Here is a 12,364-nt window from a genome sequence, read left to right on the forward strand (position 1 = left end):
GCATGAAAATAATCAAGTCGTTACAAGCATCATTACTGACTAAAACGTTTCAATACAATCATAAACATTTTTTTGTGTTTTCATCGTTATGGGGCTTTCGTTTAGATTCAGGTGACGCCGTGCTTGAACAAGATCTTTGGCAAACAATTGGCGAATCAATAGGCAAAGAAACTTTACTCGATGAAGCGATGCCCAAAGATCAGGCTGAATTTTTAGCATTTGGAGCAGCTATCTCGGTAAATAAAAAACCAGTACCGCAACTTGATGTAATTATTGAATTTGCAGGATTAAGAAAACACTTAGTGGTATATGGAGACCGATATTGGAAAGGAGTAGGACCGCTTAGCTACCCTTCTGAACCAACCCGTTTTACCTCCATGGCGCTTAATTATCAGAATACCTTTGGCGCAGGATCTGGTCATTACAATACATCTGGGTTTGGCTGTGGTGAAATAGAGAAAAATGGCTTAGCACTGCACTGGTTGGCTAATATCGAAAATGCTAGCTATCCCGTGACCACCAAATCAATCGATTACTCACCCGTTTCATTTTTACCTTTAAATCAATCATGGCCCATGCAACAAGCACTTGTTGGTACGTATGATGATGAATATCTACAAAATCATATGCCTGGACTTGCAGCTGATATTGATTGGTCTTATTTTAATGTCGCGGCGCAAGATCAACGATTCGAACGATATTTAATCGGTGATGAGGGGTTCTCTATTCGAGGTATGCATTTAGATAAAGAAGTCATTCAAGGTGTTTTACCAAGTATCAAACCAAGAGGCTTTATTGTACGAAAACAGTTATCTAGCATTGAAAAAATAGCACTCATTGATCAATATCAAACACCCAATGTCGAGCAGTTTGAAGAATTAACATTTAACTTAGATACTGTTTTATTTTTCCCTAACTGCAATTTAGGTGTGGTGATCCACCGTGCAACAGCACAAATACATCATCCTCAAGCCCAAGATCTTGAAGGTTTATTGCTGGCTCATCAAGGCTTAGGTGAAGAGCAAAAACCATTAGCCTTTTATTTCGCGGAGTATTGTAAACGCTGCGATCCAGCGCAAAGTTATAAATATTTACTCGATTCACGTTCATTATTGCCCAATCATATCAATTGTGGCTTTTTGGCATTGCAGCAAAGCATCCCCAATCAAAACGCCATGGTGGATAACATGTCATCTTTTGCTGGTGGGCAAAAAGAGAGTGCACAACAACAAGTAGACCAAGCAATTGAGCAACAAATAGCTGAACTGAAATTGCTCGGTAAAAATGATGACGCAGATAAGTTATTGGCTGCAACAAAGCAAAAGATGACAAGTTTGCCGGTGTCAGATGAAGCAAAACAACTCAATGAATTGGCCGATAAAATCTTGCCCGGCGCAAAAGATGGCAAATTAACTGCGCAGAATATCGATTTATCAACACTCAATCTTGAGGCGATGCAACAGATGCAAGAGGCCATGAAAGAGATGGCGCAAAGTAAAAAACAACAAACCATAGATGAAATTAAAACACAAATTACACGCTTAAAAAAAGAATCTGCTTATGTGCAAGGCGTTAATGCATCGATTGAAAAGTTAGCATTCATGCTTGAACAATTAACCTTACCACTTATTTTGCCTAGACCTTCTAATGAAGCTTTAAAGCAAATCAGAACATCATTAAAACAAGCCGATAACTTTTTGAATGAATCGATGGCAGTCGAAGTTGCTAGTCTTATTCCATTAAATGATGAACAACAAAAGCAATTAATACTGCTGCAAAATAAAGTGTCTTCAGCTGAAAATGACAAAAAACTCGATACCGCTTTTGAGTTTATCAAAGATAGTTATTTAAAAGGCGCACATTTTATCGAACATGCGCGCTCGCCTCATGCTGGTCGTGAAGAGCAGATCAGTGAAACGCTCAAAAAAGAGTTAACTCAGCAGCTGAATTTTTCCACGCTAGACTTTGCATTTTGTACTTTAAAAAATCTCGATTTTTCAGGTTGCTCGCTTGCTACGGCTTATTTTGAATTTACTCAGCTCAGTTATCTTATCTTCAAAAATACAGATTTAAGGTTTGTTAATTTTGCCCATGCCACGGTATCACACACAGTATTTGAAGCATGCATTGTTAATACGGTGAACTTTGGTGCTGGGAAGTTTAAGCAATGTCATTTTAAAGGGCTTGATTTTAATGAGGTAACGTTTGCTAAATCGACCTTTATTGAGTGTACTTTTAGCGATTGTTTGTTTGGTGAGCGCCAAGATGCGTGGCTTGAAACTGAGTTAACCCAGTGCTCCTTCACTCGCTGTCAATTACCAAAACTCAATTTTATTGAACTACAGCTGACCTATACACAGTTTAATCAATGTGATTTAAGCGAATGTAATTTTATAAAACCAAATTTGACCCACAGTGCATTTGTTGCGTGCACATTCAAGGGCACCAATTTTGTGATGGCCCAATTACCGCATGTGAGTTTTAAGCAATCTAAATTAGAGAATGCGCGTTTTGTCGGTGGATGCCAGATGCAACATACTTGTTTTGACCAAGCAATGATTCATGCTAGTAACTTACGCGATTGTGATTTAAGCCAAGCGAGTTTTAATCAAGCGGATATATCAGGGTCTGATTTTGGCAGCTCTTTACTCAACAATGCTGATTTTAGTCATTCGATAGCACAACACACTCAATTCATTGAAGCTAAGTTAAGAAATGCACTCTTTTTAAAAGCCGATTTATTTGAAGCTAATTTGATGAATGCAGATTTACGCAGTGGTCAGTTTAAAGGGGCGAACTTATATAGTGTCAGTTTTTTAAATGCGACTATCGGGAAAACAGATTTCTCGGGTGCAAACTTAGACAACACGCTATTGCAAGATTGGAGGCCTATTTTTGAATAAACAGCAACTACAAGACCACATCAAAGGGCTCACTTCAAGTGCTCCGGTTTTAAATGATGAAAATTTAAATCAACAGGATTTATCTGATATTGATTTATCTGGCGGTGCGTTTAGTAAAACTGTGTTTCGTGGGGCTAATTTACAACGGACTAATCTGGTACAAGCAACCTTTGTTGATTGTGATTTAAGCCTGGTAAACTTTGCCGGGGCACATTTGAACGAAGCTAATTTTATGCGCTGCAAGTTTATTGAAACTCAGTTACCCCATCTTGATTTGCGAAACGTTAATTTTATCGAATGCGATTTGTCACATGCCAATTTCAGCCATACTCATTTTACCCAAATAAATTGTGTTAATAGCCAATTAAATCAAACCAATTTAAGTGGTGCACAGTTTAAAGAAACCAGTCTGCTTGATAGCTCCTTGAAGGGGGCTAACCTCTGCGACACAGTACATTTTCGCACTAACTTTATAAATGTTGATTTTGCCGATGTGCAATTAGATAGGGCATTACTCGAACTCGTATTTTTTCAAAATGCTGTCTTTACCGATTATAAATTCCAAGTTGTGCAGTTTAAAATTTGCCAATTTAGAGAAAGTAAATTGCAGCGTTGTGATTTTAGTCAGTGTGATTTACACCAATGTGGTTTTATGGAAGCCGAGCTAGAGTCTGCTATCTTTACAAAGGCTAATTTAAACAATGCAATGTTTATCAAAGCAAATTTGAAAAACTGTGACTTTAAAAATACTCAGCTTGGCCAAGCTTTATTTAATGAAGCCTCGCTTTGTGGCAGCCAATTAAATAATGCACAGTTGCAACAAGCTCAGTTTACAAAAGCGGATTTAAGTCAGTGTAATTTTGTAAATGCAGACTTAACTTATGCCGATTTGTCACATGCAAATGTCACATCAGCTAATTTTAATGGCGCAACATTATTTCGCTGTAATTTACACCAAATTATTGAAGAGCAGACATGCTGGGACAATGCCGATCGCAGTATTGCTTTAGCAACTGATCCCAAAAAAGCCAAAGCAGAAGCCTTTAGCCAATAACATTATTAGGATGACATCATGCAGCAAAATATTATTCCACTACCGCAAAGTAATACTGAATTATGCACTGGAGTGATTAAATTTAAGCATGTCGAATATTGTATTGTGCACGCGAGCAATGGGTTACATCAAAGCCAAAAAGCTGCAAGTTGCCTGATAGAGCCCCAAGTCGGCGATGTTGTGATGCTGTGTAAAACAGGTGACGTGTCGTACATCATTGCAATTTTACAACAAGCTCAGCCTACAACATCAATTAATCTGACCGGTGATATTAATTTATCAACCGCAGGTGCGCTTTCCATTCATGCGGCCAAAGGGCTCGATTTACACACTCAAGGCAAGCTTAGTCAGCTTTGTTCTGAGTTACAGCAAGTCAGTACGCAGCACATCGTCACTACCACCGATCTCAATGTTCATAGCCAGCAAAGTAAATTAACTACCGAGCAGGCACAAATTCATGCCGAGCAATGCCACTCATTTATTAACCGCGTTTATCAACGAGCAGATCAAGTTATGCGCTGGGTTGAAACCATTGAGACTGCGCAAATAGGCAACTTAGTGCAATCTGTCAGGCAAACATGGAATGCCCGCAGTAATAATACCGTGATCACTGCTAAGCAAGATGTAAAAGTCGATGCGCAACGAATACATATGGGGTAACTGATGTTTGCTAAAACTCAAATGGGTGGAATGGATTTTGCGTTTCCTGATGTGTGCTTAACACCAATTCCAAGCCCGGTCGGCCCAATTCCAACACCTATTCCTTATCCAAATATTGCAATCCCTATGATGGCAATTCCAAGCCAATTTAAGGTCTTAACTATGTGTATGCCAAATCATAATTTAATGACTATTACGCCTATGAGTAATGGTGATAATGCAGGGTTATTTATGAATCCGCTTTCTGGCATGGTCATGGGGCCGCAGCGCAATTTATTTGGGAGCGTAAAAACCCTGATAGGTGGATTACCAGCGACAAAAATGTTGAGCCCTTCAGGGCAAAATGGGGTGAGCCCAGGTGCGTTTGGTATGAGTTTAGCGCCAAGCCAAATTAAATTATTAATCATGGCTTAATGAATCATTTACTAGGGACTTAACATGAGAATTTCTTTTGCAGTAAAGCTCGGTGTCTTAATGATAGTGTTAATGACTGCATTAGTTGGCAGTATTCTTATTTACTTTTATCAATACTCGGTCGCGACGCTTAATAATGATTTAAAACAGGCAATTGGTGATGTAACACGCACGGCAAGCTTTGTATTTAAAGAAGAAGAACGTGAGCAAATTATGCAGTTACGCAATAAGCTTAATAGTACTTTAAGTGATGACTTTGCATTAAAAGTGAGATCTTTTTCACAACTTGAAGAAGGATCAACCGAATTATTACTTTCTCAAGAGCAATCAAAAGCGTTAGAGGGAACCCTTGATTTTCAATATCTAGTTCAGCTGTTACGGCGCATTCAAGAGGGCAGCCGAAATCGAGTCAATGCCCTGGGTTTATTACCGCAAACAAATATTTTAGCCACGAATGCATCGCGCGCTGCCTGGGCATATTTATTGGTTCGAGTGCCAAATACTCAAGCAAAAGATGCACTGATGTTTTTGGCTGATTCTAATTATCAAAAAGATGATTTTTCGACCGAAGGAAACCCAATTGGTAATATGTATCGCCCGCCAGCCTTTTTTACTGCTCCGTTTACTCAAGGAGTAATGGGCATTGCGGATAATTGGTATACCGACGAATTTGGTACTGTGATGACAGCTTTAGTGCCAATCAAAGCTGAGAATGGTGAAGTGATTGCAGTGCTTGGCATTGATTATGATGTGGCATCTTTTCAAAATCGTATTGAAAAACAAAAACAAATTAGTTGGAGTGTATTTGGGGTTTCTTTAATTGTTGCCCTCACTATTGCTTTAGTTATTGCGGGTTGGATATCCCTACCTTTAAGTAAATTAAGATCCGGTGCCGAGCAGCTTTCAAGACAAGACTTTGCTTATAGAGTTAGGATTAAGAGTCACGATGAATTTGGTGTTTTGGCAAATACCTTTAATCAAGTGAGTGAGAAGTTAGGCCAATTTACTAGTAATTTAGAAGCCATAGTGGATGAGCGCACAGCGCAATTAACTAAAGCAAACGAAAAAGTAATTGAATTAAATAAACGTTTAAGTGAGGAGAATGAATACCTAGGGGCTGAGGTTGATAATTTACTCGAACTTAGAAAAAAATATATGCCTTACATTAATAGTCGGGTAAAAATTGGAGAATTTGAGCTCAGTTTAAATTATTTACCTTCAAGAAATATAGCTGGCGATTTTTGGCAAATTTTACCCCAAGGTCAGCTGCAGCCTGCGCTTTATTTTGGTCAAGTATCAGGTGGTGGTTTAGAAACAGCCTCGTTAACGTTACAACTGCAAAGTTTACTACAATATCAGATTGGCGATACTCAAGATAAATTGGCCGCTTCGAATCATATGGTGTTACAACAATCAAAAATCTTAAACTGTGATTTTTTAGTTAAAATGCTGGCGATTGAATTTGATAACCACAATTTAAAAATTGTTGGCCAATGCCAAGACCCTATTTTATTTAATAAAAAACGTTGTACTGAAATTAGCATTACTCAAGATAATTTTGTTTTAGGGTTAAATCATCACTTAGATTTAAAAGCGATAGACTGCACACCTCAGTTAGACGATGTGCTGTTGGTCTATTCTTCAGGATTTAGACAAGCATTGTTAAAATTAAGCAATCATAAGCAAGACTTTGCAACCTGTTCAGACTTAATTGCTGCATCTGGGTTACAGCAGCACAGCTCACAAGAGTTATTAGAGAAATTTAGAAGTGAGATTTGGTTTAATGATTTCCCAAGTGACATCAGTTTTATTCAAATTAAACGGATTAACGTATGAGCCTTCAAATCAATGATCTCGGTGTTTTTTTTGATAAAAATAATAACCGACTAGTATTTGATACTGAATGTCGACTCGCGAATGCGAAAGGACAAAAATTTGTTAAATCATTACTTGATTATTTGCAGCGTGAATCGGTATCAGTATTAGAAATTCAGTTGGCACAGTTAGAGTTTTTTGATTTAAATACTGAATTATTTATTTATCTTGTCATTAAACAAATGAGTAAAAACAAAATAGCTTCGTTACTGATAAAAACGAATGATCAAAAATATCAGCTACGTATGTTAATCGCTAATATTCTTAAAATTAACTCAGAACTGAAAATTGAATTTTTAATTAATCCCGAGTTGAGCGCAATTTAGCATGCCAATTACTCATCAATTCGTTATTTTCAGGGGGTGATAACGGGGAAATTGTTGGCATCGGCGTGAGTTTTGAGATTGGTTGTAGGTGCAAGCTCAAAAGGGATTGCTAAATCAACAGGAATAAACTAAAGGGTCAAGTCCTGAGGGATCCCCACATTTTTTATCCAAGCTACAAGCACTCACTGCAATCCTTATTTAATTGCTTGAGTGCTTCTGAAAAAATTTTCAGTTTTATTTTATAACCAAATTTTTCGAAATATTTAGTACTCAAAATAAATTCAGGCAGTACGTTCCGATTTTTTATCATATTCACTTGATATCGTCGATGTACAATCAATATTTGTTACCGTTAAAACTGCTAGACAAAAGATAAAATTAGCAATTAATGTAATCAATAATGCGACACTTAAGCTGCCTTTTAATAGCTACGACAATGACGTGAGCTCATATCTACACATAAGATTAAAACCTATATTGGACTAAAAATTCTCTTTTAGTTAAGCCTTCTCTATAACCACTGAAGTTATATCCTAATTTAATCCCCCAATTATCAGAGAAATTATACATAACTGAAGTTCCAAATATAAATGACGTTTCAGTTGATTTATTAGACGATGTAGAAGTTGCGTTACTTGAATTACAACTAGGGCCTATCCTAAAGCTGTAATTGGCTGTAGGACAAATGCTAATTTCATTTTTTTCCTTCCCTATAATAACACCAGCATCAAAATCTAACTGCCAAGATTCGTTAAATAAAATGGTGTAGCCGCCTTCAATTGAAAACAAGGTTGTTTCATAAAGAGCTTCTGTGGTAATTAAATCGGCATTTTCATCGATTCGCAGTTCGACACCACTACTTTCAATAATACTTTGTGTAGTCCCAACTTTAGCACTCCATTGAGGAGTAAATTGGTAAGAAGCAGCTAATTTTAGCGGCAAGTCCTCAGATTCAACATTAAAGCTATCTAACTCAAACTTATTAAGGGAACTCCATACTAAACCCGTTTCAATAGAAAAATAAGGGGTAAACTCAGATGCAGAGTTATTTGCCATAACAAAAGAACTACCAAAGATAAAGGTCGTGCAACTCAAGAACTTTATTAATTTCATTATAATTCCTTAACTAAATTAGTTTGGGTCAAATTCAGGTGACTTCCACATTGCGGTAGTAAAGTCAGGATAGCCAAATTGATCAGCGTACGTCATAACAATCACATCACGTCCTGTGTTTAATAACCACTTTCTAAATTCAAGGGGTAAATTGTGATAATAATCACTAGCAGAAAATTGATTTTTAGGATCATAACCCTCAACCAACACAACAGGCTTATCAACAACACTGCTATCATCGCTTGAATATATAGTTAGGTTTGCTGCTGACGAGAAACCACTTGTTGTAGCAAATAATCCGCCTAGTAAAAGAGATAAATATTTCATGAATTTCCTTTCATTACTTCTCATAAATCACATAAAGCCGCTTTGCAGTACATAAGTAGAAACGCGCACTCTAATTTGTAATTTTCTATTTAGTTTAACTAATTGAATAATGTAGTACCCAATAATGGAGCATACTGCATAAGAATACTAGACATCTATAAAAGAATAAATGTAAACGTCTAGCAAATCACACCTACTTTTTACATTCTAGGGTAACAGGCTGTTGATATCTTACGCTGGTTGGTACAGTTCATTAATACAAGATATGATGGGGTCCTGATGAGGGTTCGCCAGGGTCAAGTCTTTCTTTTTGCCTTCCACTTAAATAAATTTATAAACATCATTTTTAAATCATTAAAATTATGATTTTTATTTTTTTACTTTGAACCTTAGCAAGAGTTTGTGCTGCTTTATTTGCAGGTATCAGTGCTTTGCCGCGATAAATCACGACCTAAAAGTTGGATGTTGCAATGGATTTTAACCTCGGTGTCGTGCAGCGTCTCGGGGCGCTCGGTGGTGAAAATCGGTTTGTTTCTCTTATCTAAAAACGACAGACAGGATGCACTAATATTGGAATGGCTCTAAAACTGTGGCCAATTTTACTTGAGTACTACATACGATGTTTTTGTTCATCAGTTCGCAATTACTTTTATGAAGAATGCTAGCGGCTTTCTCCAGACTATCTCTTGCGATTTAACCCTTGCAATTTGCGAGTAGTTATCGTTAAATAACAATGTGTTATTTAAACGGTGATTTTTCTACAAAGGACTTTCACTTCATAAGTGAATGCCCATGTAGGGCGTACACAAGTCAAGTCAGCAGCACACCAGCGAAGCTGGCGCCTCGGAGTATTGTATTTTTAAAGGACTATCGATGAAATACCTAGGATTGATATCAATAATTTTTCTGGCTGGATGCCAGTCTACCCCCACTTTCTGTGAACGAGAGCCTGATTCTAATTTATGTAATCAAAAAACTTACCAGTATACTACTGATCAAGCACTAGAGGAGTTTGAATCTCGAAAATCAAACAAAGCTTTTGCTCTAGGTCAAACATCCGATGGTTGGGAGTTTTATGGTTATGGTGAAGGATACAACTCGACACACAAAGCAAAAAAAGTGGCTCTTGAAGCGTGTCAATCGAGACTAGATAAACATGGTGTAGAAGGGAAATGTGAGTTAATTCGTTAAAAAAATATAATCGGGTAGCCGTTGGCTTCTGGCCCCATACACCCATTATGCGCTAGCAAGTTTAATGGGTGGTCATCTCCCGTGATGAATATGTATCCGAACATCTTTTAGTGGCACTATACTTAGTTGCGCAAAATGTTCACTGCCAAGAGCAATGCTAATTCCTTTTGTTTTGGATCTTTTAAAGGATCTTCGTTTTCAAGGGCCTACTTTTGTTACTTTTGTTACCAAATGCAATGGCGAGCCGTTTCCTGTCACTCAGTTTAATTCCACTGCGTACTTTTTATGTGTGCTATTTGTTTATAAGACTGCTGCGACTTAAAGTAATTAGAGTTTAAAACGCGATACGAGTTGTTCAAGTTCGGTTACTTTGGCGTCGAGCTCTTTCGCTGAGTCTGAACCAATTTTAGTTTGTGTGACTGAATCATTAGCAATATCGCTAATGGCAGTAATATCACGAGATATTTCTTGTGTGGCATGCGATTGTTCATCACTCGCGGTAGCTATGGCATGGATCATGGTATTAGCATCAACAGTGCGTTGTACTATTTTATCTAATGCGGCGCCTGCACTGTTAGCGAGTTTTACACCAGCCGAAACCAACTCAGTGCCATCACCCATGCGAGAAACTGCCTGACGCGTTTCATTTTGAATAGAGCTAATTAAACTACCAACTTCTTTGGTCGCTTTTGATGTGCGCTCTGCAAGTCCTCTCACTTCATCTGCCACCACCGCGAATCCTCGGCCAAGATCACCGGCTCGGGCTGCTTCAATCGCAGCATTAAGCGCTAATAGATTGGTTTGTTCTGCAATATCATTAATTACTTTGATAACATCACCAATTTCTTCACCGCGACGGCCAAGACTATCTACTGTGGCAGCGGTTTCATTAACAACAGAAGCAATGCGATTGATGCCATTGACCGTCTCTTGCATAATACGGCCACCTTCTTGCGCCTCTTCACCTGCTTGTTGTGACGTTTTAGCTGCTTCTGCACTTTGTGAGGCAACTTCTTTTACTGTAATACTCATTTGTTCAACCGCAGCGGCTATCAAATGTGCTTTGTCGGCTTGTTCTTGACTGCCTTGTACGACATTGGCGCTCGCTTGCTCTACTTTAATGGTGCTGGCGGCAACTTCGCTAGCAACATTAGATATTTGCTTTATTAACTCTTTTAATGAGCGCTGCATTTCATTTACTGAGTTCGATAGGCGGCCTAATTCATCTTCACGTAAGTCATGAATTAAATCTGATCTTAAGTCACCATCTGCAATTGATTTAGCTTTTAGCGAAATAACATCTAAACGCGTTTTAATCATATTGGAGATTTTCCAAGCAATAGCACTGCCGACCAGTAATACAACCACGGCATTTATCAGCAACCAAAGAATAACGTTATCGAGATTGGTATTGAGTGTTTTTAATGCAGAGTTTGCATCAAGTTCTTCTTCATGGGTTGAGTCTTGTAATATCTTTTGAATAGGTAAGACTAACTCGATTTCAAGGCGTTCCACCAGAGCAATTGCATCTAATTTATCTTTGGGGTTATAGCTATTAAAAACATAGTCGGCTGTATTTTTTATTTCAGAATAATACTGCTCTATTTCTACCATAGATTGTAGTTCTGCCGGATTTTGTTCAAGTGGTTTAATTAAATTTAGGTACTCTTGAAACGATGCTGAATCACTTTTAAATGCATCTTTTGCTTCGGGATCGCCTGATATATAGGCGTTAAGTGATGCTATCATATCTCCGGCTTCATCTACGAGTTCTAGATAATACCTGACTCCGGGTAAGTCATCGTTTAAAGACTCTTCTAAATTGGTACTTTTGAAGGCGTCACTAAACTCTTCTTCTTTGAGCTTATTAAGTAGGCTTTCTAGCGGGTTTCCTACATTTTTAGTTAATGCATAGATTTTTTTAACTGCATCTTGTTCTTGTTTTGGTGAATATTTTCCGAAAACGTTAGCGTTAAGGGCTTGAATATAGTCGAGAGTCAGTTGCTCTATTTTAGCCATTTTATCGCGATCGGATTGCTTGGCTGACTCTAGTGGTACCAGTTCAGAAAATGTGGTTTTAAAGCCTTGAGTGTTTTGTTTAAAGTCGTTAATTTCACTTTGATCACCATTAAGATATTTGAGCGCATTAGTATGTATTTTATTTACATTGTCAGAGACACTGAGATAGGCTAATACGCCTGGCATGTCATCGATTGCTACCTCATGTGCTATTTTTTCTGATTCATTAACAATTAGCCAAATAAGAAAAGTGAATACCAAGGTAATTAAAACAATGGAACTAAATCCAAGATAGAGGGATTGTGAAAGTTTCAAGTTCATAAATGAATTCTCTGAATGTGTTTCAGGTGGCACTTCAAAGAGTATGGCTATAAATTGTGTATTTACAATTTTAAAACTGTAAAACCTTTTATGGTAAATGCTTGGTTTTTATTAAAATAGAAATAAAAAGAGCCACTATAAAAGTGACTCTTTTTACTAAA

At 37.6% G+C, this 12,364-nt stretch carries 10 protein-coding genes and 1 pseudogene; 7 read left to right on the plus strand and 4 right to left on the minus strand.

Annotation, left to right across the window (positions count from 1 at the left end):
- Positions 1-2 precede the first annotated feature (2 nt).
- From PTUN_RS20775 to PTUN_RS20800, 6 genes are read left to right on the plus strand one after another with little or no spacing between them, the layout of a single operon-like run.
- On the plus strand, positions 3-2,903 hold the full coding sequence (locus tag PTUN_RS20775) for a DUF2169 domain-containing protein (protein ID WP_009836735.1): 2,901 nt from the start codon (positions 3-5) through the stop codon (positions 2,901-2,903).
- Positions 2,896-3,957: a pentapeptide repeat-containing protein gene (locus PTUN_RS20780; RefSeq protein ID WP_009836734.1), complete on the plus strand. Its 1,062-nt coding sequence runs from the start codon at positions 2,896-2,898 to the stop codon at positions 3,955-3,957. Before PTUN_RS20775 ends, PTUN_RS20780 begins: the two co-directional genes overlap by 8 nt.
- An 18-nt stretch (positions 3,958-3,975) precedes the next feature.
- Positions 3,976-4,617, plus strand: coding sequence for a DUF3540 domain-containing protein (locus PTUN_RS20785; protein ID WP_009836733.1), 642 nt, complete (start codon positions 3,976-3,978; stop codon positions 4,615-4,617).
- 3 nt (positions 4,618-4,620) lie between these two features.
- On the plus strand, positions 4,621-5,031 hold the full coding sequence (locus PTUN_RS20790; RefSeq protein WP_009836732.1) for a DUF4150 domain-containing protein: 411 nt from the start codon (positions 4,621-4,623) through the stop codon (positions 5,029-5,031).
- A 24-nt stretch (positions 5,032-5,055) separates the two neighbouring features.
- Positions 5,056-6,867 (plus strand): HAMP domain-containing protein, encoded by a 1,812-nt coding sequence (locus tag PTUN_RS20795; RefSeq protein ID WP_009836731.1) that lies wholly within the window; start codon positions 5,056-5,058, stop codon positions 6,865-6,867.
- The gene (locus tag PTUN_RS20800) at positions 6,864-7,232 is read left to right on the plus strand and encodes a hypothetical protein (RefSeq protein ID WP_009836730.1); all 369 of its coding nucleotides are present in this window, start codon (positions 6,864-6,866) and stop codon (positions 7,230-7,232) included. Before PTUN_RS20795 ends, PTUN_RS20800 begins: the two co-directional genes overlap by 4 nt.
- A 172-nt stretch (positions 7,233-7,404) precedes the next feature.
- Here the strand turns inward: PTUN_RS20800 and PTUN_RS20805 are convergent.
- The 3 genes and pseudogenes from PTUN_RS20805 to PTUN_RS20815 form a co-directional block, all read right to left on the minus strand.
- Positions 7,405-7,683: pseudogene (locus PTUN_RS20805) on the minus strand (IS4-like element ISPtu1 family transposase); the annotation flags it as partial.
- Positions 7,684-7,697: 14 nt separating this feature from the next.
- Entirely contained in the window at positions 7,698-8,345 is a 648-nt protein-coding gene (locus tag PTUN_RS20810) for an outer membrane beta-barrel protein (RefSeq protein WP_040643442.1), read from the minus strand.
- Positions 8,346-8,363: 18 nt separating this feature from the next.
- The gene (locus tag PTUN_RS20815) at positions 8,364-8,672 is read right to left on the minus strand and encodes a hypothetical protein (RefSeq protein ID WP_009836728.1); all 309 of its coding nucleotides are present in this window, start codon (positions 8,670-8,672) and stop codon (positions 8,364-8,366) included.
- A gap of 873 nt (positions 8,673-9,545) precedes the next feature.
- Here PTUN_RS20815 and PTUN_RS20820 point away from each other — a divergent pair.
- Positions 9,546-9,863, plus strand: coding sequence for a hypothetical protein (locus tag PTUN_RS20820; RefSeq protein WP_009836726.1), 318 nt, complete (start codon positions 9,546-9,548; stop codon positions 9,861-9,863).
- A gap of 327 nt (positions 9,864-10,190) precedes the next feature.
- Here the strand turns inward: PTUN_RS20820 and PTUN_RS20825 are convergent, their stop codons facing one another.
- On the minus strand, positions 10,191-12,203 hold the full coding sequence (locus tag PTUN_RS20825; protein ID WP_009836725.1) for a methyl-accepting chemotaxis protein: 2,013 nt from the start codon (positions 12,201-12,203) through the stop codon (positions 10,191-10,193).
- Positions 12,204-12,364: the final 161 nt, after the last annotated feature.

The sequence above is a fragment of the Pseudoalteromonas tunicata genome (assembly GCF_002310815.1).
GTDB classification, from domain to species: domain Bacteria; phylum Pseudomonadota; class Gammaproteobacteria; order Enterobacterales; family Alteromonadaceae; genus Pseudoalteromonas; species Pseudoalteromonas tunicata.